General features: G+C 68.1%; 21 protein-coding genes and 2 pseudogenes. 11 read left to right on the top strand and 12 right to left on the bottom strand.

The features are described 5' to 3' along the window. Positions 1-9 precede the first annotated feature (9 nt). Positions 10-1,335, bottom strand: a complete 1,326-nt coding sequence (locus tag PYR72_RS42165; RefSeq protein WP_275460184.1) for a PHB depolymerase family esterase — start codon at positions 1,333-1,335, stop codon at positions 10-12. A 454-nt stretch (positions 1,336-1,789) separates the two neighbouring features. Between PYR72_RS42165 and PYR72_RS42160 the strand changes: the two genes are divergently transcribed. Further along, the gene (locus PYR72_RS42160; protein WP_275460183.1) at positions 1,790-2,770 is read left to right on the top strand and encodes a polysaccharide lyase family 1 protein; all 981 of its coding nucleotides are present in this window, start codon (positions 1,790-1,792) and stop codon (positions 2,768-2,770) included. A 44-nt stretch (positions 2,771-2,814) separates the two neighbouring features. Further along, positions 2,815-3,597, top strand: coding sequence for a pectate lyase (locus PYR72_RS42155; RefSeq protein WP_275460182.1), 783 nt, complete (start codon positions 2,815-2,817; stop codon positions 3,595-3,597). A 121-nt stretch (positions 3,598-3,718) separates the two neighbouring features. On the opposite strand, the gene PYR72_RS42150 is transcribed toward PYR72_RS42155, so the two are convergent. Then, positions 3,719-4,306: a hypothetical protein gene (locus tag PYR72_RS42150; protein ID WP_275460181.1), complete on the bottom strand. Its 588-nt coding sequence runs from the start codon at positions 4,304-4,306 to the stop codon at positions 3,719-3,721. Positions 4,307-4,542: 236 nt separating this feature from the next. Between PYR72_RS42150 and PYR72_RS42145 the strand changes: the two genes are divergently transcribed. Together PYR72_RS42145 and PYR72_RS42140 are read left to right on the top strand one after the other, a co-directional pair. Further along, positions 4,543-5,628, top strand: coding sequence for a sialidase family protein (locus tag PYR72_RS42145; protein ID WP_275460180.1), 1,086 nt, complete (start codon positions 4,543-4,545; stop codon positions 5,626-5,628). 169 nt (positions 5,629-5,797) lie between these two features. Then, positions 5,798-6,025 (top strand): annotated as a pseudogene (locus PYR72_RS42140) (uracil-DNA glycosylase); the annotation flags it as partial. A gap of 213 nt (positions 6,026-6,238) precedes the next feature. Here PYR72_RS42140 and PYR72_RS42135 read toward each other — a convergent pair. From PYR72_RS42135 to PYR72_RS42120, 4 genes and pseudogenes are all read right to left on the bottom strand, one after another. Then, a complete protein-coding gene (locus PYR72_RS42135; RefSeq protein ID WP_275460179.1) occupies positions 6,239-7,150 on the bottom strand; it encodes a LysR family transcriptional regulator in 912 nt (303 codons plus the stop codon). 64 nt (positions 7,151-7,214) lie between these two features. Next, positions 7,215-7,619 (bottom strand): tautomerase family protein, encoded by a 405-nt coding sequence (locus PYR72_RS42130; RefSeq protein WP_275460178.1) that lies wholly within the window; start codon positions 7,617-7,619, stop codon positions 7,215-7,217. Between the two features lie 4 nt (positions 7,620-7,623). Beyond that, positions 7,624-8,486 (bottom strand): annotated as a pseudogene (locus PYR72_RS42125) (MBL fold metallo-hydrolase). A gap of 100 nt (positions 8,487-8,586) precedes the next feature. Next, complete coding sequence (locus PYR72_RS42120) at positions 8,587-9,438, bottom strand: LysR family transcriptional regulator (protein ID WP_275460177.1); 852 nt, start codon at positions 9,436-9,438, stop codon at positions 8,587-8,589. 131 nt (positions 9,439-9,569) lie between these two features. Here PYR72_RS42120 and PYR72_RS42115 point away from each other — a divergent pair, with 131 nt between their 5' ends. The 7 genes from PYR72_RS42115 to PYR72_RS42085 all read left to right on the top strand — a co-directional run bounded on the left by PYR72_RS42115 (position 9,570) and on the right by PYR72_RS42085 (position 16,695). After that, the gene (locus PYR72_RS42115; RefSeq protein WP_275460176.1) at positions 9,570-10,754 is read left to right on the top strand and encodes a YbfB/YjiJ family MFS transporter; all 1,185 of its coding nucleotides are present in this window, start codon (positions 9,570-9,572) and stop codon (positions 10,752-10,754) included. A gap of 27 nt (positions 10,755-10,781) precedes the next feature. Continuing rightward, positions 10,782-11,288: a nitronate monooxygenase gene (locus tag PYR72_RS42110; RefSeq protein ID WP_275460175.1), complete on the top strand. Its 507-nt coding sequence runs from the start codon at positions 10,782-10,784 to the stop codon at positions 11,286-11,288. After that, positions 11,222-11,713 (top strand): nitronate monooxygenase, encoded by a 492-nt coding sequence (locus tag PYR72_RS42105; protein WP_275460174.1) that lies wholly within the window; start codon positions 11,222-11,224, stop codon positions 11,711-11,713. The genes PYR72_RS42110 and PYR72_RS42105 overlap by 67 nt, the downstream gene beginning before the upstream one ends. A 411-nt stretch (positions 11,714-12,124) precedes the next feature. Continuing rightward, positions 12,125-13,339: an MFS transporter gene (locus tag PYR72_RS42100; RefSeq protein WP_275460173.1), complete on the top strand. Its 1,215-nt coding sequence runs from the start codon at positions 12,125-12,127 to the stop codon at positions 13,337-13,339. Positions 13,340-13,385: 46 nt separating this feature from the next. Next, on the top strand, positions 13,386-14,336 hold the full coding sequence (locus PYR72_RS42095; protein ID WP_275460172.1) for an alpha/beta hydrolase: 951 nt from the start codon (positions 13,386-13,388) through the stop codon (positions 14,334-14,336). A 266-nt stretch (positions 14,337-14,602) separates the two neighbouring features. Further along, a complete protein-coding gene (locus PYR72_RS42090) occupies positions 14,603-16,108 on the top strand; it encodes a CoA-acylating methylmalonate-semialdehyde dehydrogenase (RefSeq protein WP_275460171.1) in 1,506 nt (501 codons plus the stop codon). Between the two features lie 278 nt (positions 16,109-16,386). Beyond that, positions 16,387-16,695 carry a hypothetical protein gene (locus tag PYR72_RS42085; RefSeq protein ID WP_275460170.1) on the top strand — a complete coding sequence of 103 codons (309 nt, stop codon included), beginning with the start codon at positions 16,387-16,389 and terminating at the stop codon, positions 16,693-16,695. A 60-nt stretch (positions 16,696-16,755) separates the two neighbouring features. Here the strand turns inward: PYR72_RS42085 and PYR72_RS42080 are convergent, their stop codons facing one another. The 6 genes from PYR72_RS42080 to PYR72_RS42055 form a co-directional block, all read right to left on the bottom strand. Then, the gene (locus PYR72_RS42080; protein ID WP_275460169.1) at positions 16,756-17,910 is read right to left on the bottom strand and encodes a serine hydrolase domain-containing protein; all 1,155 of its coding nucleotides are present in this window, start codon (positions 17,908-17,910) and stop codon (positions 16,756-16,758) included. After that, positions 17,907-18,695, bottom strand: coding sequence for an ATP-binding cassette domain-containing protein (locus PYR72_RS42075; RefSeq protein WP_275460168.1), 789 nt, complete (start codon positions 18,693-18,695; stop codon positions 17,907-17,909). Before PYR72_RS42075 ends, PYR72_RS42080 begins: the two co-directional genes overlap by 4 nt. 5 nt (positions 18,696-18,700) lie before the next feature. Further along, a complete protein-coding gene (locus PYR72_RS42070; RefSeq protein WP_275460167.1) occupies positions 18,701-19,741 on the bottom strand; it encodes an ABC transporter permease in 1,041 nt (346 codons plus the stop codon). Between the two features lie 39 nt (positions 19,742-19,780). Further along, positions 19,781-20,803, bottom strand: a complete 1,023-nt coding sequence (locus tag PYR72_RS42065) for a sugar ABC transporter substrate-binding protein (RefSeq protein ID WP_275460166.1) — start codon at positions 20,801-20,803, stop codon at positions 19,781-19,783. 140 nt (positions 20,804-20,943) lie between these two features. Then, positions 20,944-22,353 carry an MFS transporter gene (locus PYR72_RS42060; RefSeq protein WP_275460165.1) on the bottom strand — a complete coding sequence of 470 codons (1,410 nt, stop codon included), beginning with the start codon at positions 22,351-22,353 and terminating at the stop codon, positions 20,944-20,946. A gap of 220 nt (positions 22,354-22,573) precedes the next feature. Further along, the gene (locus tag PYR72_RS42055; RefSeq protein ID WP_275460663.1) at positions 22,574-23,557 is read right to left on the bottom strand and encodes a nitronate monooxygenase; all 984 of its coding nucleotides are present in this window, start codon (positions 23,555-23,557) and stop codon (positions 22,574-22,576) included. Between the last annotated feature and the right edge of the window lie 370 nt (positions 23,558-23,927).

The following is a 23,927-nucleotide window of genomic DNA, read 5'->3' as shown; positions in this document are numbered from 1 at the left end:
CAGGGCACGTCAACCACGCGTGCACGCCGTCCCGTTGAGCGTGAACGCCGAGGGCGCGGCACTGTTGCCGGTGTGGTTGGCCTGGTAGCCGATGCTGACGCTCGCCCCGGGGGCGATCGCGGCGTTGTACGCGGCGTTGGTCGCGGTCACGGCGCCGCTCGCCGGGCTGTACGTGGCGCCCCAGCCGCCGGTGACGGTCTGTCCGGCGGGCAGGGTGAACCCGAGTTTCCAGCCGTCGACGGCCGTCGTACCGGTGTTGGTGAGGGTCACGGACGCCGTCAGACCGGTGCTCCAGGGCTGGGTGGTGACGGTCACCTTGCAGGGTCCGGCCGGAGGCTCGGGGGCGGGGCCGGAGCCGGTCAGACCGAAGAAGGTCAGGACACGCTCGCCCATGCCCCAGGCGTAGACGTTGTGGCCGGTGCCCTGGAGGCTGATGGCCTCGACGGGGGCACGGTCACCGGTGCCGCCGTAGCGGGTGCGGGTCCAGCCGGACTGGGGCGAGTCGGTGGCCGCCGGTGTCTGGCCGACACCGTGCACATTGGTCCACTGCTTGATCTCCTCGCCGAAGTTCGGGTAGCGGAGCACGTCGTCGGTGGTGCCGTGCCACAGCTGCATGCGCGGCCGGGGTCCGGTGTAGCCGGGGTAGGCGCCGCGGACGAGGTTGCCCCAGGCCTGCGGGGTGCGGATGACGGTGCCGTTCGCGCAGTCGCTGTTCCACTCGGAGCCGTTGGTGGTGGCGAAGCAGGCGAAGGGCACGCCCGCGAAGGCGGCCCCGGCGGCGAAGACGTCGGGGTAGTCGCCGAGGAGGACGTTGGTCATCATCGCGCCCGAGGAGATGCCGGTGGCGAAGATCCTGCCGGTGTCCGCGCCGTAGGTGCGGACGGTCCAGTCGACCATCGACTTGATGCCCACGGGGTCGCTTCCGCCGCCGCGGGTCAGCGCCTGCGGGGAGGCGACGTCGAAGCACTTGCTGCTGCGGGTGACGGACGGGTACACGACGATGAACCCGTAGCGGTCGGCCAGCGAGGCGTACTCGGTGCCGTTGTACATCGCCGGTCCCGAGCCGGTGCAGTAGTGCACGGCCACCACGATCGCCGGCTTCGCGGTGACGTTCTGGGGCACGTACAGGTACATCTGCAGATTGCTGGGGTTGGTGCCGAAGCCGGTGATCTCGGTGAGTGCCGCCCGGGGAGCGGCCTCGGCCCGGGTGTCCGACGCGGTGGCCGCGGGCGCGGTGAGAAGCATGGCCGCGAGGAGCGGCACCAGGGCCGCCAGCAGCGTGCGTAACGCCGGGCGGAGCGTTCCGCGTGCCCGGTGGTGGGGGGTGGGGGTCACGTCGTCGTGCCTTCCTGTGACGGGGTCAGCGGGGGCGACAGGAGTGGGGAACTCGGTTCAGGTCGGCGGCGGGAGCAGCATCGTGGCATGGGCATGGCGACCATGGAAGCGCTCCCACACGTCGAAAGAATTCGCTCGCGGCACCCCCGGCCACAGGCCGGGCCGGGCCCGCGGGACACCAGCCACCGCGCCACCAGGGCGGACCCGACGTCTTTTGCGCAAAGCGTTGACTAGAAAGCGCTTGCCCTCTACGTTCCGTTCAGCAGTGTGAACCGGCGGCCGCCGCCCCGCCCCAGGGTTCAGGCATGCCGGGACCAGCACCTCCCCGGGAAATCGCACCACCTGCACGATCGAGGCCCTGGCCGCAGCCGTTCCGCTCACGCTCATCGATCAGAAGAGTGAACTCAGTTCTTCTACATGGCCCATCAGCATCTCCCTGAAGGGACGCACCCGCATGCGTACCGTCCCCCCACATGCACGGCCGCAAAGATCCGCCGCCCTGGTGGCCGCGACCGCCGCCCTGGCGACCGCCGCCGTCCTCGTCCTGCCGCACGCGGCGACGGCGGCGGAGACCTCCCCGGTCGGCTTCGGCGCCGGGACCACCGGCGGCGGCAGCGCCGGACCCGTCACCGTCTCGACGCTCGCCGCGTTCCGGACCGCCGTCGCCGGCGACAACGCCAAGGTCGTCCGGGTGAGCGGCCTGATCACGCTGAGCGGCCAGGTGGACATCGGCTCGAACACGACGGTCCTCGGAGTGGGTCCGTCGTCCGGGTTCACCGGCGGCGGCCTGCGGATCAAGGAGCGGACCAACGTCGTCGTCCGCAACCTGAACATCAGCAAGCCGGTCGCCCCCGCCGACGGGATCACGGTCCAGGAGTCCACGAAGGTGTGGATCGACCACAACTCCTTCTCCGCGGACCGCACGCACGACAAGGACCACTACGACGGCCTGCTGGACATCAACCACGGCTCGGACCGGGTGACGGTGTCCTGGAACACCTTCAAGGAGCACTTCAAGGGCTCCCTGGTCGGCCACAGCGACAACAACGCCTCCGAGGACACCGGCCGCCTGAGGGTGACGTACCACCACAACCACTTCGGCAACGTGTACTCGCGCATCCCCAGCCTGCGCTTCGGCACGGGGCACTTCTACAACAACTACGTGGACGGCGCCGAGACCGCCTGCCACTCGCGCATGGGCGCCCAGATGCTCGTGGAGAACAACGTCTTCCGCAACACGGGAGTCGCCGTCACCACGAACCGCAGCAGCGACGTGGACGGCTTCGCGAACCTGCGCGGCAACGACCTCGGTGGAGCCGCCACCGAGATCTCCCGGGTGGGCACCTTCACCGCCCCGCCCTACGGCTACACCGCCGAGCCCGCCTCCTCCGTCGTCTCCTCGGTGACGTCGGGCGCGGGCGCCGGGAAGCTCTGAGAACCGCCACCCCCATCCGCTCGGACCACAGAAGGAACCGGGACATGACTTCTGCAGCACGTCCGCGTGTCCGCACACGCGCGCTGACCGGCACGCTCGCCGCGTTCAGCCTTTCATTTGGCATGATCATGACTAATGGGGCCACTCCGGCGAGCGCCGCCACCTGGCCGTCCGCCAACGGCAGCCAGCCGGTGTCCTCCACCATCTCGGTGTCCGGCACCCGGGACGGCGGAATGGTCCGCTACTACGGCAGCGGCGAACTGGCCGGCGACGGCCAGCAGGAGGGCCAGGACCCGATCTTCAAGCTCGCGGCAGGCGCGACGCTGAAGAACGTCATCATCGGCGCGCCCGGCGCCGACGGCATCCACTGCGAGGGCAACTGCACCCTGCAGAACGTCTGGTGGGAGGACGTCGGCGAGGACGCGGCGACCTTCCGCGGCGGCTCCACCTACACGGTGACCGGCGGCGGCGCCCGGAAGGCCGCGGACAAGGTCTTCCAGCACAACGGGCCCGGCACCCTGAACATCTCCAACTTCGCGGTCAGCGAGTTCAAGACGCTGTACCGCTCGTGCGGCGACTGCTCCACGCAGTACACCCGCAAGGTGAACCTCAACAACATCGAGGTGACGGGGACGGGCTCCACCGCACGGCTCGTCGGCATCAACGTCAACCGGGGCGACGTGGCGACCCTGCGGAGGATCACGATCCTCAACGACAGCGGCCGCAAGGTCGTCCCGTGCCAGAAGTACAACAACAACACCGCCGTCGGTACGGGCCCCGACAGCACCAACTGCCTGTACTCCTCCTCGGACATCACCTACAGGTGAGCCCGCTCCTCACCCACCGGTGAGTCCTCCGGCGGCCGGACGAAGCCTCCCCCACGGGCATCGTCCGGCCGTCGGCCGTGCGCGGGGCGGTCGCGCTCTCGTGCGCCCGCCCCGACCGCGCTCACCAGATCTTGCGCTCCCAGAGCGGACCGATCCGGGCCCACTCCTCGTCCCACAGGTCCATCCGCCGCCGTTCCATCCGGCCCCGCACGAGCCGGCCGCCCACCAGGGGCACCGCGGCCGCGAAGACACCCGCGAGACCGCCGACGAGCGCGGCCCGCAGCCGGGCCTGGGCCTCGCTGGCGGGCTTGGTGACCAGCAGGCCCTCGGTGTCCGTCCAGACGGTGACCCGGGCACCCATCAGGACGGCGGGGTCGACCCGGGCCTGTCCCGTGCGGGCGGAGCCGTCCGGGGCCGTCCAGCGGACCTTCGCCCAGACCTTCGCCGTGCCCGTGCCGGCGCCTTCGGGGGCGGACGGCTCCGGCGCGTCCTCGGTGAGCACCGCCTCGACCGGACGCCACTCGGCGCGCTGCCGGGCGAGACCGGACTCCACGGAGCCGGCGGCCGCGAGGCCCACGGCCACCCCGCCGAACAGCGTCAGGGCCCAGGTGATCAGCACGACCCAGGACTCCAGGCGGTCGGCACGTCTTCTGAGCGGGTTGCGCCGCCATCGCCACAGCCACACCTTCGGACCACGGAATGCCACCATCGGAGGCACCCTCCCTCGCACGCACAGGACTGCCGGACCGCTCTCCCATACGGCGGCGGCCCGCCCTCTGCTCATGCGACCTGGGTCACCCCGCCCCCGCCGGACGGCCGCCGAACCGCCCGGCGCGCCCCTCCACGCCCGCCGACCTGCGGCGAAGCCGTCCCGAGGGGTGACTGTCAGTGCCGGGGTGCAGACTGACCCATGGCTGAGACGACGATGTCCAGGAGGTGGCCGCCATGGCCGAGGTACTGCTGACCGTGGGTACGCGCAAAGGGCTGTTCATCGGCCGGCGGCGCGGTGGCACCTGGCGGTTCGACGAGGCGCCGTACTTCAACGCCCAGGCGGTCTACGCGATCGCCGTCGACACCCGTACGGACACCCCCCGGCTCCTCGTCGGCGGCGACAGCGCCCACTGGGGCCCCTCCGTCTTCCACTCCGACGACCTCGGCCGCACCTGGACCGAACCGACCCGGCCGGCCGTCAAGTTCCCCCAGGACACCGGGGCCTCGCTGGAGCGCGTGTGGCAGCTGCACCCGTCGGCCGCGGAACCGGACGTGGTGTACGCGGGCACGGAACCGGCCGCGCTCTACCGTTCCGAGGACCGCGGGGTGAGCTTCGACCTGGTGCGGCCGCTGTGGGAGCACCCGACGCGCGACAGGTGGGTGCCGGGCGGCGGTGGCGAGGGGCTGCACACGATCCTGACCGACCGGCGCGACGCGCGTGCGTTGACCGTGGCCGTCTCCACCGCCGGGGTGTTCCGCACCGAGGACGGCGGCGCGAGCTGGTCGCCCTCCAACTCCGGTGTCTCCGCGGTGTTCCTGCCGGACCCGAACCCGGAGTTCGGCCAGTGCGTGCACAAGGTCGCCCGGGACGCGGTGAACCCCGACCGGCTGTATCTGCAGAACCACTGGGGGGTGTACCGCAGCGACGACGGGGGCGGGCACTGGGAGGACATCGGCGCGGGCCTGCCCTCCACGTTCGGGTTCGCGGCCGTCGCCCATCCGCACCGCGGGGACACGGCCTACGTGTTCCCGATCACCGCCGACGCCGACCGCGTCCCGGCCGACCGCCGTTGCCGGGTCTACCGCACCACGGACGCCGGCAAGAGCTGGGAGCCGCTGTCGGCGGGGCTGCCGGCCGGGAACCACTACGGCACGGTCCTGCGCGACGCGATGTGCACGGACGACGCGGACCCGGCGGGCGTCTACTTCGGCAACCGCAACGGCGAGGTGTACGCCTCGGCCGACGACGGCGACACCTGGCACCAGTTGATGTCGCACCTGCCGGACGTGCTGTGCGTGCGCGCGGCGGTCGTCGGCTGAGGCGGGCCCGAGAAGAAGGCAAGGCAGGAGAAGGAAGAGGGGGTCCGGTTGTCCACGTCGTCATCAAGTCGGGCCGCGGCCAATCGTGTTCGGGTGCGGAACGGTCGTCATCGATCAGCCGTCGGCCACCGGTTGATCGTCATGACCGTCACGGCAGCAGGGTGACGCCGTGGCACCACGACCGTTGCACGAGATCGTCGAATCCGGCTGGGCGAAGGCCCTCGGACCCGTGGCCGGGAGGATCGCCGAGATGGGCGACTTCCTGCGCGGCGAGATCGCCGCGGGGCGCACCTATCTCCCCGCCGGGGCCCATGTCCTGCGGGCGTTCCAGCAGCCCTTCGACGACGTCCGCGTCCTCATCGTGGGACAGGACCCCTACCCGCCCCCGGGGCACGCAAGAGTTCCAGAAGTACTGGAATACCCTTACGCCGATCTGACCGCAGTCAACCAGGTAGGGGGCTCGTGCCCATCGCCGGCCATCTGCGCATCTCTGACGCGGACCTTGCGGAGATCCGACGAGCCGTGCGCAGCGGCGACATCACCCGGGAGGAAGGCGCCGAACGCGAGCGCAAGGGCGTCCTGAAGCAGCGGGACGACATCATCGGTCCAGCTAGCCGGTTGCCGCAGAGGAGTCCCCGACCATACGCAGGACGGGCAGTGCCTTTTCCCCGGCCCGTGCGTGCGTGAGGAACCGCGTCAGGGCGGGCGAGGGGGGTGCGTCGATGCGCTGGACGAACACGGTCTCCGCACGTGCCTCCTCCGCCGGCAGCTCGTGCACTCGTAGTTGCTCGCGAGAGGCATGCCGCTCGACCACGGCGGCGGGCAGCAGGGTGATGCCCATGCCGGCCCCGACGCAGCCGACAATGCCATCCAGCGTGCCGAATTCCATGCAGCGGACACCGGCTGCACCCCGTGCCTGAAGGATGCTCTCCAGACGCCTGCGGTAGGAGCAGCCGACGCGGAAGACGAGGATTCTGGGGTCGCGCATGACGGCGTTCAGGTCGGTGACCCGGCGTGCCGAAACAAGGACGAGGCGTTCCTGGAACACCGGCGTCTCCACCAGGTCGGGCTGCCGCACCGGGCCCCCGACCAGCGCGCCGTCGAGCCGGTACTCCAAAACGTCCCGGACCAGCTGTTCGGTCGGCCCGGTGAGCAGCGAGAAGTCGACGCGCGGACAGTCCTCCGCGAAGGCCGCCAGCACCCCGGGAAGCCTCAGGCCCGCCGTGGTCTCCATGGACCCGATCCGAAGAGGTCCGCAGGGATCGGTCTCGTCGCCGATGACGTGCCGCGCGTCGTCGACGAGCCTGCTGATGCGCTCGGCATACGGCAGCAGCTGCTCGCCCGCGTTCGTGAGTGCTACGCCCCGGGCGTGGCGTCGAAACAGCGGGGCGCCGAGTTCCTTTTCCAGCGCGTGGATCCGGGCGCTGACATTCGACTGCACGGTGTGCAGTTCCTGAGCGGCCTTGGTGATGCCCTGCGTGCGCGCGACGGCCAGGAAGACCCGCAGATCGGACAGTTCCACGTCAACCTCCATGGGTCCGGGTGTGGCCGGGAGCATATCCACGACCGGTTACGGGCGAACGTCGTCACCGGCTGGGGACAGCCAGGATGCCCTCGGTGTACTGGGCGCGTCCGAAGCCGAACGACCAGTCCTGCGGACCGTTCTCCACAATACCGATGAAAACGTCCTCGCCGCTGATGCCGAGAGGTTCCAGCCGGTCCGCGACGGTACGAAAGACGCGCTGCTTGACCTCCGTGGTGCGCCCTGACTGCGTGAAGACCTGGATCATCACCAGCCGATCGGTCCGTTCGAAGCCCAGTCCGGCGTCGAGGGCGATGACGTGATCGGCGTCGTGCTCGGTGATGATCTGGAACCTGTCCCGCTCGGGGATGTCCAGCACGTCCACGAGCGCCCGGTGTGTCGCGTCGGCGATGGCCCGCAGCTCGTCAGGACGGCGTCCGCGGATGAGATCGATCCGTACGAAAGGCATGGTGTTACTCCTTGCTGGGTTCGTTGCTGTCTTGTTTGCCGGTGGGGACGGCACCACGGGCCAGATGTGTCCACGTTCCATGGGCCGCGACCCGCAGCAGAGAGGACAGGCCGGTTTCGTGGAAGGCCGGCTCGATCTCCCGCAGCCCTTCGGAGAAGTGGGCCCAGCCGTCGTAGTGAGCAAGCACCACGGCGTCCGCGCCGAGAACGGCCGCCGCGGCGGCGGCGCTCCGACTGTCCAGGGACAGCGGACGGCCGCCGAACTTCGCCTGCACGCGGGCCGCGCCCGTGTGCAGGACGGCCGCGTCGATGTCCGGCACGCGGCGGGAGATCTCCGCGACCGTGCGGATCGAGGCGTTGTCGCCACTGACGTATACGGCGGGAAGGCCCTGCCCGGACAGCACTAACCCCATGACCTCACAGTTGATGTTGCCTCGGAGTCGCGCTCGCCGTCCTCGGGCCCATGGACGGCGGGGACCTCGAGTACGGTCAGGTCGCCGCCACCGTCCGCGCGTGGCAGGGAGTGTCCGGCCCACGGAGACAGGCCGACCGCCGATGAACCCAGTCGTCCCGCAGCCAGCGGACCGGCGAGCACGAGGGGAGAAGCCTTCGCGAATGCGCGACCGCGCTCGTCGAGGTTGTCCGGATGAGCATCGTGGCTGACCAGAAATAGGTCGACCTGCCCCACCCCGGCCTCGTCGACGGCGGGTCCGGCCGTCTTGGTGAGACAGCCGTGCGGGCCGGCCTCGTCGAAAGTTGGATCACTGACGATACGCAGGCCACCGATGTCGATCACGGCCGTCGGACCGCCCAGGACGGTGATCGCACATTTCTGTCGGGTCGGACCCGTCCTGATGGTTTGGCTCATGACATCGACGCTAGTGACCCCCCACTCCTCGCAGAAATGCCTTTTGTGACCCATCTATGCATGCCGGGCATAGACTGTGTTCGTAGGGTCGAAATCCGGATCACCCGGGGGTGGCGACCTGGGCGGCCTCCAGGAACCGACGGATCAGTGTCCGCTGGGTGCCGGCCAGGTAGACGAGGCTGACCGGGCTCGGTGGCGCGTTGGTCAGGGGCAGGAAGCGGACGGCGGGGTGCTGGGAGCGGCGCTCCGCGACCTCGGGGACGATCCCGATCCCGCGGTTGGCTGCCACCGTCTCCAGCCATTCGTCGTAGTTGGCCGTATCGATGATCTGGGCCGGGCGCTCGTCCACGGGCCACGACCAGGGGCCGGTGGTACCGCTGACCGTGTTGACGACCAGGGGCCAGTACTGGACGTCCGTCCAGTCCAGATGGCCGAGGCGGGTCAGATCGCAGCGCTCGGAGCATACGGCGATACGCGGCTCGTCGTACAGGTGCATGGTCCGTGCCCCTCTCGGCACGTCGAAATCACCGCGGACCAGCACGATGTCCAGGGTGCGCTGACGCAACGCCTGTAGAGGATCGTCCGTCCGGGTCAGGGCGACCGATGCGCCTGTGCTCTCCTCGAAGCGGCCCACGGCCTCCTGTGCCCAGGGATCGGGTAGCAGCCAGCTGAAGCCGAGCCGGAGGACGACTCGGTGGCTGGCGACGGCGAGAGCCTGGTCGAGAGTCGCCAGAACCCGCTCGACGTGTGCGAGGAACTCCGCACCGGTGTCGGTCAGCTCGACGTGCCGTGAGGACCGGTCGAGCAGTCGGACACTCAGATTGCTCTCCAGCTGCGCGATCGTACGGCTCAGCGCCGGCTGTGTGATCAGCAGTTCCTCGGCGGCACGGGAGAAGGAGCGGTGACGGGCCACGGCCGTGAAGGCCCGCAAATGACGCAGTTCGATGTCCAAGCCCTCAGCCCCCTTCCCAGCATCCATGCCTGCTGTGCATAGGGGCAGCTTAACCGGCATTTCACAACCAAACACGCGCCCGCCTAGCGTCAGAGTCGGCCACTCACCGCCACCAGGAAGGCGCCCTTGACGTGCAGTCATCCGCCCCCACCTGTCTGCGAACGCAGTCTCCTTGCGCCATCGTTGCCCAGGCGGCGGCAGCGCTCGCCTCGGGAATGGGGATCGGCAGGTTCGTCTATACCCCCATCCTGCCCCTCATGCACGCCCAGGCCGGACTCTCCTCGGGTCTCGGGGCGAGCCTGGCCACGGCCAACTTCATCGGATACCTCGCCGGGGCCCTGGTAGGCATCGCCCTCCCCGCCGTCGTACGGTCGACCGCGATTCTTCGCGGCTCACTCGTCGTGCTGGTAATAACGCTGGTGCTCATGCCGGCCACCCACGACGGCACCGCCTGGTTCCTCCTGCGTCTCGTCGCCGGCGCCGCCAGCGCGCTGATCTTCGTGATCGCCGTCAGCGCCATGCTCTCCCGCCTGCACACACACGCCCACCTGGTCGGATGGGCCTTCGGCGGAGTCGGTGCCGGAATCGCCCTCTCCGGCCTACTGATCGCCGCCTTGCAGGTGGCTTCGACCTGGCAGGCCGCCTGGTGGATCTGCGCCGCCCTCGCGGCCCTGCTCGCGGCGGTCGCCTGGCCCCTGGCCCCACAGCCGGAACCGAAAAGTCCCGAGGCCGCCGCGCAGACCGAACGGCCCCGTACCCACCGCTGGTTCCTCGCGCTGCTCGCCAGCTACACCTTCGAAGGCATCGGCTACATCATCGCCGGCACCTTCCTGGTCGCCGCGATCCAGCAGGACGTCAAGGGCTGGCTTGGCGCTGGGGCGTGGATCGTGGTCGGACTGGCGGCCCTTCCCTCGTGCGCCCTGTGGGCCCGGCTGGCCCGGCTCTGGTCCAGGCCGGCGCTATTGTTCATCTCTCTGACCATCCAGGCCATGGGCATCGCCCTTCCGGCGCTGTTCAGCGGTGCCACGCCCGCACTCGTCTCCGCGGTGCTTTTCGGCGCCACCTTCATGGGCGTCAGCACGATCACGCTGTCCATCGGAACCCACCTGCAGGTGCCGCGCGCCGTGGCCCTGCTGACCGCCGGATACAGCGCAGGCCAAATCCTCGGCCCGCTGTTCGCCGACCCGCTGCTGAGCCACGGCTACCACCAGGCGCTCCTGCTGGGCAGCGCGATGGTCGTCGTCGCCGCGATCGCGGCCGCCGCCGTGTGCGTCCGCTTTCCACACCACCTCGGGCGCATGACTTCGGCCGCCTGATGCCAGTGCCTTTCACGAGGAGTTGCCGTGAGCAGACTGCTGTCCGGCATCGGAGCGCGACTTCCGATCATCGCAGCGCCGATGGCCGGCGGACCGAGCACGCCCGCGCTGGTCGCGGCAGCGGCCCGCGCGGGCGGCCTGAGATTCCTGGCCGGCGGGTACAAAACCGCACAGGCACTCGCCGGGCAGATCCACACCACGCGTACGGAAGGCGTCAACTTCGGCGTCAACCTATTCGTCCCCAACCCGGTCCCTGTCTCCGAAGAGGCGTACCGCCGTCACGCGCGGGAGGCGCAGGCGGAAGCAGACCGCTACGGGATCTCGCTGCCAGAGGAACCGATCGAGGACGACGACCACTGGAAGGACAAGATCGACCTGCTCATCTCCGCTCCCGTTCCCTGGGTGTCCTTCACCTCGGTATCCCGGACCGCGCGGTCGTCAGTGCTCTACGGAGGGCCGGGAGTACTGTGCTCCAGTGCGTCACCTCGGCCGATGAAGCGCGTCGAGCGGCTGGTGCCGGTGCGGAGGCGCTGATCGTGCAAGCGTCGGCCGCCGGTGGGCACTCGGCAACGCTCACCCCCTCAAGTCCGCCCGCGCCGGTCCGGCTGCCCGACCTGATCGCCGGAGTACGCGGCGCCGTCGCTCTGCCCATTATCGCCACCGGTGGAATCACTACCGCTGCCGACGTGGTAGCCGCGGAACGAGCGGGCGCGGAAGCCGCGATGGTCGGCACCGCCCTGCTGCGCACGAAAGAGAGCGGAGCGTCCGCACCACACAAGGCCGCCCTGGTCGACCCGGCCTTCGACACAACCGTCGTAACCCGCGCGTTCACTGGACGCCCCGCGCGCGCCCTGCGCAACCACTTCACCGACCGATACGACCTGATCGCCCCGACCGGTTACCCCGCCCTCCACCACCTCTCCGCAGAGCCGCCACCGCAGCCGCTGACACACGCCTGATCCACCTGTGGGCCGGAACCGTCACCGCCAGGCAAGGGCCGAGTCCACCGTCGACACCCTTACGCGCCTTGCCGACCGGCTGTGAGCGGAGGGAAACGATCAAGCGAGTTCACCGGCCTGACACTCGTCGGCCAATGAAAAGTTCTCTGTCAGCGATGGATGTCATCACAACCAATCGTTGGTTCTCAAATCTCGGCGAGCCTAGAGTCTCCGCAACGCCGCTCCACCGGGCGAGAGGCGCTCGGACGAAAACGTCTCTCAATGCGCCCCTTCGGATTCAAGCATCCAACCCCAGTCACTTATACATTCAAGTGAGAGAACGAAGATTGGCACGACATGATTGCGTCCCCTATCCCATCCGAGCCGCTGGCTGGGTCCCTCACTGAGTCATCCAAGAGCGAGCATCCCCCAGTGGGAAAGTCGTTCATCTTCGCGTTTGCGTTCGCCTACGCAGGATTCTGGATCGCCTGCCTGACGCCCGGCACGGTCTCGTTGGCGCTCAAGGTCCAGGATCTGGTCGGCTCCAAAAACGCCGCGAGCACATTGAGTGCCATCATCGGTGTGGGTGTCCTCCTCCCCCTGGTTTTGATGCCTTTGGTGGGGCGGTTGAGTGACCGGACGACGGCGCGCATTGGCATGCGCCGTCCGTACCTTCTCGCTGGCGCGGTCGGAGTAGTTGCGCTGGGAGCGGTGATGGGGCTCGCACCGAATGTTCCGGTGCTACTTATCGCCTTCGCGCTGTACAGCGTCGCGGCGAACCTGATCGGAACCCCACTGCTCGCGGTCATCGCTGACCAGGTGCCTGTGCATCAGCGTGGCCTGGTCTCCGGTCTGGTCGGTCTCACGCTCCCGCTGGGGGTGATCGGCGGTACGTTCATCGTCCAAGCAGTGGCCACCGATACTCTGCTGACGTTCTTGCTGCCGCCGCTCATCGCCGCTGTGAGCGTTCTGATCTTCATCGGGTTGGTCAAGGATCGCCGACTCCCCAAGGACGCCCCCAAACCAAGACTGTCTCTGCGCGAGATTGCGGGGACATTCTGGGTCAACCCTGTCCGGCACCCGGACTTCGCGTGGGTCTGGTTCAGCCGTCTTCTGTTTGTGATCGGTTACGGTTTCCTCACCACCTACCAGGCGTTCTTTCTGCTCAATCACCTCGGATCCAGCCCGAACGAGGTACCGCGGCAGATCTTCATCGCGAGCCTGGTGCTGTCGATCACGACCATCCTCACCAGTGTTACTGGCGGGAGACTGTCGGACTTCCTTCGCCGCCGGAAGGCGTTCGTGCTGACCTCTGCGGCGATATATGGTGTCGCGCTGATCATCGCATCGCTCGTCACAGGGTTCAGCGGTTACTTGTTCGCGATGGGGATCGCGGGGATCGGCTACGGGGCATTCCTCGCCGTTGACCTCGCACTGGTCACCGATGTTCTTCCGGACACAGCGAACGCGGGTAAGGACATGGCTGTCTTCAACATGTCCAGCACACTCGCCAACGCCCTCGCTCCTGCGGCGGCTCCGTTCATCCTCCTTCTGGGAGGGGGGTCCTACTCCACGCTGTTCGCCGTCGCCGGTGGCGTCGCGATCCTCGGGGGCATCGCGATCCTTCCGGTAAAGAGCGTTCGCTGACACCCGTCCTCGGCACCGCTCCCTTCACGCATCCTCAAGGACACACATGCCGATCGACCCGGACCTGCGACCTCTTATGCCCTTCGGCCATCCTCCGAAGGTCATTGAAGACCCGGGACTCTTCCGCGCGCAGATGAACCAGAACAACGACGATGCGTTCGACATGTTCGGATGCCCCGGTCCGCGCGTCGCCGAGCGCCAGATCCTGAGTATCGGTTCGCCCTTCGGGAATGTACGAGCGATCCTGTATCGGCCGGCCACCGACGGACCCCATCCGGTACACATCTTCCTGCATGGTGGAGGGTGGGTGATCAACAGTGCGTCCTCAAAGCACTCGGAAGCAGTCAGTCGCCACCGCTGCGTACATGCAGATTGCATTGTCATTTCTGTCGACTACCGCAAAGCGCCCGAACATCTATTTCCGGCGCCCGTCTACGATGTGATCTCGGTCATTGATTGGGTTCGCGACAACAGCGCCGAGATCGGCGCGCTTCCCGGCGCGATTTCCATCGGTGGGCAGTCATCGGGCGCCAACATCGCTGCCGCGGCAACAATCATGCTGCGAGACGAGGCACGGGACGACATCGACTACCAACTCCTGGAGGTGCCTGCTCTCGACCTGACTCACAGCCGCCCACGGGATGAGGGTGAGGAACTTCCTCTGTCGATGTCCGACGTTCGCACGTTCTGTGCGCTCTACCTCGGCAGCGGTAAGGGTAGCGATCCGCTGGCTTCCCCTTTGCTGACCCGCGACCTCAAGGGGCTGCCGTCGGCATACATCGCGGTCGCCGAATACGACGTCCTACGTGGCGACGGCGAGTGGTACGCGCAGCGATTGCATAACGCGGATGTACCCGTCGAGCTCTACCTAGGAGAAGGGCATGTCCATATCTCCCCGTCCATGACGGGGCTGTTGGCCTCGGCGCGCGTGTGGCAGGAGGCGGCGACCGGGGCACTGCGGACTGCCAACACGCGGTTGCGCGACGCGACGCGGTGACGATGTGCCCGTTGAGGGGTACCTCGGCCCCGCCCCAGTGACCATGCCGCCCTGGCTGACTGGCGGCGCTGGCATCGACGCGCTCACACACGGATCGACGGGTATGCGAGCCGGAAGGCCAACCCTTTCTGACGACGCCTCTCACCGCTGAGCAGGCCCTGGGGTCCGGCCCTTCGGCCAGTAACCCGGTGGTGCGCACCAGCGACGAGATCCAGCCCCCTACTCGTAAAACCACGTCTGATCCCACGTTTCTCTGAGGAGCCACGATGACGACGACAACACACATCGACCACTACATCGACGGCCGTCTCGACGACCGCGGCGCACAGCACCGTAGTGAGGTGTACAACCCGGCCACCGGACAGGTCACCGGCCTTGTCGCCCTGGGAACGAGCACCGATGTGGACGCGGGGGTCCGGGCCGCCGTCAAGGCGTACGAAACCTGGTCCGTCACCCCGCCGCACATCCGGGCCCGCATTTTGTTCCGGTTCCGGGACCTGGTGGAACGAGAGACGGACCGGCTGGCTGCGATCATCACGGCCGAGCACGGCAAAGTACGCAACGATGCCAAGGGCGAGGTCATCCGCGGTCTTGAGGTCGTCGAGTTCGCCTGCGGCATCCCCCAGCAGCTGAAGGGAGAGTTCTCCGAGAACGTCGCCCGCGCGGTGGACGCGGTGTCCCTGCGCCAGCCGCTCGGTGTCGTCGCCGGCATCTCTCCGTTCAACTTCCCCGCGATGGTCCCCATGTGGATGTTCCCCGTCGCGCTCGCCTGCGGGAACACATTCGTGATGAAGCCCTCGGAGAAGGACCCCACCCTTTGCGTCGAGCTCGCCAAGCTGCTCACCGAGGCCGGACTGCCCAAGGGCGTATTCAACGTCGTGCACGGCGACAAGGCCGCAGTGGACGCCCTCCTCGCGCACGACGACATCGAGGCCGTCAGCTTCGTCGGCTCCACGCCCATCGCTGAGTACGTGCACCAGACGGCCACGGCCAACGGCAAGCGGGTCCAGGCACTCGGCGGCGCCAAGAACCACATGGTCGTCATGCCCGACGCCGACCTGAACCAGGCCGTCGCCGCGCTGATGGGCGCCGCGTACGGATCAGCGGGTGAGCGCTGTATGGCGATCTCCGTCGTCGTCCCCGTCGGAGAGGACACCGCGAACGCCCTGCGGGAACGCGTCGTCGCGGCCCTGGCAGACCTCAAGGTCGGCCCAGGCACCGAGGACGGAGTCGAGATGGGTCCTCTCGTGACCAAGGTGCACCGGGACAAGGTGGCCGGCTACCTCGACGTAGGTAGCTCGGAAGGCGCCGAGTTGGTCGTCGACGGCCGCCAGGCCTCGCTCCCCGAGTATGAGGGCGGCTTCTTCCTCGGCGGCTCGCTCTTCGACCACGTCACCCCGGACATGCGGATCTACCGGGAGGAGATTTTCGGACCGGTGCTGTCGATGGTGCGCGCCCAGTCGTTTGACGAGGCGCTGCAGTTGGTCAACGACCACGAGTTCGGCAACGGTGCGGCGATCTTCACCGCTGACGGCAACACCGCCCGCACCTTCCTGGCCAAGGTCAAGGCAGGTATGGTCGGTGTCAACGTGCCGATCCCGGTGCCCATGGCCTTCCACTCGTTCGGCGGCTGGAAGCGGTCCCTGTTCGGTGACCACCACATCCACGGCCCCGAAGGCGTGCGGTTCTACACCCGATACAAGACCGCCACCACCCGCTGGCCCAACGACAACCAGGTGCGCGCGGACTTCGCGATGCCGACCCATTCCTGACGCGCCTGCGTAGGCTCGACTCGTCACCTGCGCGGGCAGCCCGGGTGTCCGGCGACGGGCACTCAGGGCTGTTGGCGGGCATCGGTAACCGTGCCGCGAGTCCTCGATCATTCGGCGGTGTTGGGGTTCACGAAACCCACGTAGCAGTTTCGGCCGAGCGATGCTTGGAACCTGTGGCTCGGTGCTGGGAGAACGCAGAAGGCGTACCTTCCCGAACGATTCTGTGATGGTCACCCAGTAGGACCGCGTTCCGCAACGCGGGTCGAAAATGCCCGCCCGTGGTCAGTGTTGTCACCGCCAACGGCTCCACCCAGCTCGGCTCCCTGATCGACGAGATCGTACGCGAGGGCGGCCGCTGGATGCTCGCCGCCGCATTGGAAGCGGGAGCCAACCAGTACATAGCCGAGTTGGCCGCCGAGACCGACGCGGCGGACAAGCAGGCGCGGTGGGCGGCGGCGATTGATCAGCGTGAACTGCTGGCGGCGGGACCGGCCGCGACCGCCGGAGCGGCCGGTGGGCTATCGACCTCATGGCTGCCACGCTGCGCACCGCACTCAGCACCTGACGCACACCAGCAAGCATGCTGAGCATGGGCTGATATGAACCCTGGTGCCACACCGCCGTGTTCGACCATCAAGGCGTGCTGATCACAGAGCCGCGATCACCTCCGAGAGCAGGCGCCATAGCCGAGTGTGAGGCGTGGGGTCGGGGATGGCGCGGTTTGTGAGGTAGGCGAACGTGATGCCGGATTCGGGGTGGGCGAAGGCCAGATGGCCGCCGAGGCCGTCGTGGCCGAGTGATCCTTGGCCCAGCATGGGCTGGCGTGGAGACGACAGAGCGAAGACGGTGCCGAACCGGGTCGGCTGGTCGACCAGGACCTCGTCGGGCCCGCGTACCTGCTCGTGCCGGACCCTGTCCACCGTGGAGGGTGAGATGGCACGGAGGGGGCCGTCGACCACGCTGGAGTAGAGCCGGGCCAGTGACCTGGCGTCGAAGACGCCGTTGGCGGCAGGGATCTCCGACCGCCACATCCCGGGGTCATTGAAGAGATCCGCGGTGACGGCGGGGTTGTTGAACGTAGTGTGGGTCGGCGTGCCGGGGGTTCCGGCGACGGTGGCCAGGAAGTCACCGATTCCCGGTGTGGGAGGGGCATCCTGGTAGCGGATGACGCGTTCGTCGTGCTCCGGGGGCAGGCCGATCCACGCCTGAAGGTCCCCAGCTGGGGCGAAGCGCTCGCGCAGCAGCTCGCCGACGCTCCTGCCGCTCGCACGTCGTGCGACCTCGCCGACCAGATAGCCGAGGGTCAGGGCATGGTAGCCGTGTCGGGTGCCCGGGATCCATATCGGCGCCTGGTCGGCCAGGCGCCGCACACAACCATTCCAGTCGGCGACGTCGGCCTTTGTCATCGGCTCCTCGAAGGCGGGCAAACCGGCTTGGTGCGAGGCCAGTTCGCGGACCAGGACGCTGTCCTTGCCGGCCGTGGCGAACTCCGGCCAGTAGGCCGACACGGGCGCGTCGAGGTCGACCTCGCCCGTGTCGACCAGGCTCGCGAGGACCAGGCCCAGGACGCCCTTGGTCACGGAGTACCCGACGTGCAGGGCGTCCTCGGGGTACGGCGCCCCGCCGGTGGCCTGGATGCCGCCCCACAGGTCCACGACCGGCTCGCCGTTCTGGTAGACGGCGACGGAGGCGCCGATGTCGTCGCCGTTGCGCAGGTTGCTCTCGAAGGCGTCGCGGACGCCTGAGAAGCGGGGCGCGGTGTAGCCGGATGCCCTGGCCACGGTGTCCTGGGCTGTACTCATGCCTGCTTGCGCTCCAGTTCCTGCATCGTCGACCCGCCCGCCATCAGGTCGATGACCTCGGCTGCCTCCTTCTCGCCTCGCGCGAACGAGGCCACGAGCCGGCCGTGGGCGAGGACGGCGAAATGGTTGCCGACGCGTAGGGCGTGATGGGCCTGGTGGGTGATCAGGACGACGCCGACTCCCCGGTCCCGTGCCTTCTCGACGGCCTGCAGGACGATCTCGGCCTCGCGGACGCCGAGCGCCGAAGTCGGTTCGTCCAGGATCAGAACCCGGGCTCCGAAGTGCAGGGCGCGGGCGATGACAAGAGCCTGGCGTTCACCACCGGACATGGTGCCCACCAGTTGGTCGGCGTCACGGATCCGGCGGATACCCAGCTCCTGGATCTCCCGAAGGGCGATCCGGCCCGCCGTCGCGGCGTCGAAGCGGCGGAACGGTCCGCGCCCCTTGGTGGGTTCGGCCCCGAGGAAGAAGTTGCGGGCCACACTCATCAATGGGACGGTGCCCGCACCCTGGTGGACAGTGGCGATGCCGCGGTCCAGAGCGTCGCGAGGACCGCCGAGTGGTACGGGCTCGCCGTCGATCAGCATCGTGCCGTCCGTGGGCGCGTACACCCCGGACAGGATTTTGATGAGGGTGGACTTGCCGGCGCCGTTGTGGCCGAGGAGACAGAGCACCTGACCGGGCCGGACGGTGAGCGAGACGTCGGCGACGGCGGTCACGCCGGTGAACTGCTTGGTGACGCTCTGGAGTTCGATCAGCGGATGATCGGTCGTGGTGGTTGTCATGAGGGTCACCTGCCACTCAGTGCGAGCTTGCGGAAGTAGTTGTTCGCCATGACGGCGACCAGCAGCAGGGCGCCGAGGAACAGCTGGGCGTAGTCGGTGTTCCAGCCGGTGTAGAAGATGCCGAGGCTGACGATGCCGTAGGTCGCCGTGCCCAGGAGGACGCCGAGTGCCGAGCCGTAGCCGCCCTGCAGGAGGACTCCGCCGATCACGGCGGCGATCACGCCGTCGAAGATGAAGCTGGAGCCGCGGGTCACGTCGCCCCCGCTGTAGGTGATTGTCTGCAGGACGCCGACGAGTGCGGCACCGACGGACGTGGCCATGAAGAGCGAGATCTTGACCCGGGCGGTGGGGACACCCGCGTCACGCGCTACGTCCAGTGCCCCGCCCGTGGCGTAGATCCAGCTTCCCGTGCGGGTGCGGGTCAGTACCCACCAGGCGAGCACCGTGATCGCCAGCCACCACAGGATGGAGACCTGGAACTGCCCGGCCTTGGAGCCGAACACCGCCTGTACGCTCGGCTCCGGTGTCAGCGTCATTGCCGTACTGCCGGACAGGGCGCGGCTGAGGCCCAGAGCGCCGCCGCCCACGACCAGCGAACTACCCAGAGTGACGATGAAGGACGGGAGCTTGGTACGGGTCGCGACGAGGCCGTTGACCAGCCCGACAAGCAGCCCGAAGGCGATGGCAAGCGGGATGGACACCCATTGCGGCAAGGTGTAGGTACCGCTGCCGATGGCCACGATCACCGACGTGGCGCCGACGACGGAACCGATCGACAGGTCGAACTCTCCGGCGATGAGCAGCAGCGCGACCGGTGTCGCCACCACACCCAGTTCGGCGGCGGTGTCCAGCCAGCTCGCGGTGCCGTCCACGCTGGTGAAGCCGGAGCCGGAGGCTGTCACCAGGAAGAAGACGAACACGACGACGGCGCCGATCAGCGCGCCGAGCTCCGGGCGCCGTGCCGTGCTTGACATCAGTGAAACGCTCAGTGTTGCGGTCTTCTCGTCCGGCGCGGTGGCTGCCGGAGCTTCTTGCTCGATGGTCATGGGTGCTCTCTTCTGGAATTCGGGGCCTGTTGCGGCGTCTCAGGAGGCACCGCGGATGCCCTTTTGCTGCTCGTTGATCTTCAGCACGTCGGCCGCGTTGTCCTTGTCGATGACCTGGGGGCCGGTGAGCACCCCGTCGGCGGGCACGAGCCGGTACTGCACGTACTGCTTGGCGATCAGGACGCCGTAGTACGTCTGGAGGTAGGGCTGCTGGTCGACGGCGTACTGGATCTTGCCCGCCTTGATGTCCTTGAGGACCTGGGTGGACAGGTCGCCGCTGCCGATGGTCAGCTTGCGTCCGGCGTTGTTCGCCGCGGTCAGCGCGTTCTCCGCGACGGCGGCACCCGTGGTGAACACGCCGTCGATGCTCTTGTCGGCCCTGAGCGCGCCCGCGATGGCCTGGGTGACCTTCGTGGGGTTGGTCGCGTTCTGGTAGGGCACGCGCAGCGAGCTCGCCGTGCCGCCCCCCTTCTTGATCGCGTCGGTGTAGCCCTGGCACAACTGCTCCAGGGCGGGGTTGCCAGGCACCGTGTTGACGCACAGCCCCTTCTTCACTCCGCGCGCGGCCTGTTCCCGACCTGACTTGGTGCCCGCGAGAGAAGGCTCGATACCGACGAACGAGATGGCGCCCAGCTCCTTCCAGTTCGTCTGGCCGGAGTTGATGACGACCACCGGGATACCGGCCTTGATCGCGGACTTGATCTCAGGGTCCTGAGCCTCGGGGAAGAAGTTGCCGACGACGATGGCGTCCGGCTTCTTCGCGATGGCCGCCTGCATGAGCCTGGCGAGCGTCGGACCCGAGGCGTCGGTCGAGGTCGGGCTGAGGTATTCGGTGGCGACGTTCAGATCCTTGCCGGCGTTGTCGGCGCCGGTCTTCATCGCGCCGAAGAACGGGTCGGCAAGCGGACCGGCCACGACCACCACGGACAACTTGCGGCCGGAGGAGCCTCCGGAGCTCTTCGAGTCATCGCCGTCGGTGCGCTTGGAACAGGCGGCGGTGACGGTCGTGGCAGCGACGACGGTCGCGATCAGGGCGATGCGGGATCTACGGAAGGACGACATGGGAACTCCACGAGGTTGAGGGTTGAGCAGGGGCGACATTGCGGTTGGCCGCTGTGGCTCTGGTAGGGCAGGTGGTCGGGGTTCCGCCACGTCCGGCTGTGTGGCGGACGTGGCGGAACCCCGGGCAGCGCCCGCCTCTGTCAGGGATGACGGGCGCTGGACTGGATCACCCGGTGGGGGCGGGTTCGGAGGAGTCCGACTGCTCCGGGGTGTCGAGCTGCTCCCACACGGCGCGGACGAATCTGTTGTCCCCTCCCCCCGCGCAGCAGCGTCAGGCTGACCACGGTGGACACGGCCGCCACGACGATGGGGTAGGCAACACCAGCGAGCTGGTTGCCGGTCGACGTGGTGAGCGAGAGCGCGATGAGCGGCATGAAGCCGCCGAAGACCCCGGCGCCCAGGTGGTACGACACCGACAGGCCGGTGTAGCGGATCCGGGGCGGGTACAGCTCGGTCAGGTAGGCGGCCGTCGCCGCGTACACCATGGCGCTGAACACGATCTGCAGCGTCACAGCCACGACCACCTGTGCCCACGAGTGGTCAGCGGCGGCTTCGCGTATCCACGCGTACAGGGGCAGGAAGCTTACGGCCGAGAGCGCCAGGCCCGGGATGACGATGCGCTGCCTGCCGTATTTGTCGGACAGCCGGCCGAACAGGATGTAGGTCGGGGTGCCCAGCACCAGCGCGACCGCCATGCAGACATTGCTGGTGAGGAAGTCCACCTTCAGCACGCCCTGCAGGAAGAACAGGGCGTAGAACTGGCTGGTGTACCAGACCGCTCCCAGCCCTGCGGTCAGACCGAACAAGGTGAGCAGGACGAGGCGGAGGGACCGGGGGTTGCCCAGGGCCTCTCGGACGGGAGCCTTGGAGAGGGTGCCCTGTGCCTGCATACGGGAGAAGACAGGCGACTCGTGGAGCTTCAGCCGCATCCTCAGCGACAGGACGACAAGGACGGAGGAGAGCAGGAAGGGAAGACGCCAGCCCCACGAGGTGAACGCCTCCTCACCCAGCAGGAGCCGGCAGGCCACGACGACGCCGATGGACAGCAGCAGCCCGAGGGTGGCCGTGGTCTGCAGGAAACTGGTGCAGAAGCCCTTGCGGTCCGCGGGGGAATGCTCTGCAACGTAGGTGGCGGCGCCGCCGTACTCACCGCCCACCGCGAAGCCCTGGAGCAGCCGCAGCAGCACCAGCAGCGCCGGAGCCGCTGCGCCGATGGTGTCGTACTTCGGGAGACAGCCGATCAGGGTGGTGGCCGCGCCCATGAGGACGAGTGTGGCGAGGAAGGTCTTCTTGCGGCCGACCTGGTCGCCGAGCCTGCCGAAGAACAGTGCTCCGAGGGGACGGACGACGAAGCCGGTGCCGAACGCCGCCACACTTACCAGGAGCGCGAGGCTCGATTCGCCGGCGGGGAAGAAGAAGCCGGAGAAGACGACGGCAAGGCTGCCGTAGATGAAGAAGTCGTACCACTCGATGAGCGTGCCGGTGCTGGACGCGGTGATGATGCGGCGCAGCTCGCGCGGCGAGGTCTGCGGTGATTGGGGACTGGACATTGCGATCCCTCCCGATGCCGATGCTGCGGTGTCGCGGTGAGTTCAAGAACGGGTGGACATGTCGAAGGAGGATCGATCCTGTTCGCCCGGCGGGCGGTGGACCGTGGGCGTCTTCAGCCGGGTACGAATGGGCGGACTGACCACTACGGCCGGCGACGGCGGGGTCGTGGACGGGCTGCCAGTCATCGGTAGAACTGCCACTCCCGGGGAGAGCTTCGGCTTACACTCCGCGCGCGGCGGTCTGCTGAGCGAAGCAGCTCAGGCGTCCGACGGCTTCCTGGACCATGCGGCGTACGACGTCGCCCGCGGGGAGAATCTCGTGAACCAGACCGATGGCCTCGCCGACGATCATGTTCGCAACCTCGAAGTCCTGCTCGACCACGGCGGCGTGGAACTCCGCCACCGCTTCAGGCAATCGCGCGGCCAGGTCCGCTTCTCGGCCGTGCCAGCGATCGATGAATTGGTTGCGCAACAGGCGTCCGTTGTACTCGGCCGGCCAGGGGTACTGCCGAACGATGTCATAGACGCCCGTGCGGATGGTGTCGTCACCGGTGGCCTCGACACCACGGATCTGGGCGCGGGCGGACACAACCGCCTCCTCAGTCGCCCAGAAGCGGGTCCCGACCAGGACGCCGTCAGCCCCGAGCGAGAGCGCGGCGGCCAGTCCGCGACCGTCGGCCACACCGCCCGCGGCGAGAACGAGAGTCTCCTGGGAGCGGGCGGCGATCAGGTCGGCGATGTCGGGTACGAGCGTGAATGTCGAACGCGTGCCGACTCCGTGCCCGCCGGCCTCACCGCCCTGTGCGACGACGACATCCGCTCCCGCGTCGAGGGCCTGGCGTGCCTGGTCGAGCGTATGGACCTGACAGAGCAACGGCACGTCCGCAGCTCGGACCCGGTTGGCAAACGGTGTCGGGTCACCGAAGGACAGCATGACCGCGGCGGGCCTGTGTGTGAGGGCGACATCGAGGAGTTCGGGGTCGCGAGCGAGACTCCAGGTGATGAAGCCGCACCCCACGCGGGTGTCACCGGCAGCGGCGAACTCATGCTTCAGCCACTCACGGTCGCCGTAGCCCCCTCCGATCATGCCGAGGCCGCCTGCGGCGGTGACCGCGGTGGCGAGTCGGCCTCCGGACACCATGTCCATAGGGGCAAGCACAACGGGATGCTCGATACCGAGTGCATGGGTGAGGCGGGTTCTCAACAAGGCGAAGTCCCCTTCGTCTGGGCGTCCGCTCGTCTGCGGTGCCGACAGGCGGTGCGGCGTTAGGGGGACAGTAGATATCCCGAGATTTCAGATCCAACGATTGCTTCCGATGGGAGCCATCACTGATAGAGAATTTTCTGTGGCCAGCCTGTGTCGCCCGTCGGACGATCCGGTGAACTAGCCGGTGTCCATAGAGGAACGGCAAACCATCCGCAATGTCGGCAGAGCCTGATCGACAGCCGGGGTATGAGCGAGCAAACCCGTCAGGGCGGGCGCCGGTGCGCGTCGACCCGCCGGGATGAACACGGTCTCCGCGCGACTCATCCTCCGGCAGCTCGTGCGCCCGTGCCTGATCGCGCCCGGAGTC

Origin of the sequence: Streptomyces sp. VNUA24 (assembly GCF_029167005.1) — a bacterium.
Taxonomy (GTDB): Bacteria; Actinomycetota; Actinomycetes; order Streptomycetales; family Streptomycetaceae; genus Streptomyces; species Streptomyces scabiei.
The sequence above is the reverse complement of the archived record's forward strand: the minus strand, read 5'-3'. Positions and strand labels throughout refer to the sequence as shown.

What these genes read in the sequence shown, in the direction of transcription:
- PYR72_RS42160 (WP_275460183.1), top strand. Translation starts at nt 1,790, where the DNA reads ATGCGTACCGTCCCCCCACATGCACGGCCGCAAAGATCCGCCGCCCTG.
- PYR72_RS42155 (WP_275460182.1), top strand. Translation starts at nt 2,815, where the DNA reads ATGACTTCTGCAGCACGTCCGCGTGTCCGCACACGCGCGCTGACCGGC.
- PYR72_RS42150 (WP_275460181.1), bottom strand. Translation starts at nt 4,306, where the DNA reads ATGGTGGCATTCCGTGGTCCGAAGGTGTGGCTGTGGCGATGGCGGCGC.
- PYR72_RS42145 (WP_275460180.1), top strand. Translation starts at nt 4,543, where the DNA reads ATGGCCGAGGTACTGCTGACCGTGGGTACGCGCAAAGGGCTGTTCATC.
- PYR72_RS42130 (WP_275460178.1), bottom strand. Translation starts at nt 7,619, where the DNA reads ATGCCTTTCGTACGGATCGATCTCATCCGCGGACGCCGTCCTGACGAG.
- PYR72_RS42095 (WP_275460172.1), top strand. Translation starts at nt 13,386, where the DNA reads ATGCCGATCGACCCGGACCTGCGACCTCTTATGCCCTTCGGCCATCCT.
- PYR72_RS42090 (WP_275460171.1), top strand. Translation starts at nt 14,603, where the DNA reads ATGACGACGACAACACACATCGACCACTACATCGACGGCCGTCTCGAC.
- PYR72_RS42080 (WP_275460169.1), bottom strand. Translation starts at nt 17,910, where the DNA reads ATGAGTACAGCCCAGGACACCGTGGCCAGGGCATCCGGCTACACCGCG.
- PYR72_RS42075 (WP_275460168.1), bottom strand. Translation starts at nt 18,695, where the DNA reads ATGACAACCACCACGACCGATCATCCGCTGATCGAACTCCAGAGCGTC.
- PYR72_RS42070 (WP_275460167.1), bottom strand. Translation starts at nt 19,741, where the DNA reads ATGACCATCGAGCAAGAAGCTCCGGCAGCCACCGCGCCGGACGAGAAG.
- PYR72_RS42065 (WP_275460166.1), bottom strand. Translation starts at nt 20,803, where the DNA reads ATGTCGTCCTTCCGTAGATCCCGCATCGCCCTGATCGCGACCGTCGTC.
- PYR72_RS42060 (WP_275460165.1), bottom strand. Translation starts at nt 22,353, where the DNA reads ATGTCCAGTCCCCAATCACCGCAGACCTCGCCGCGCGAGCTGCGCCGC.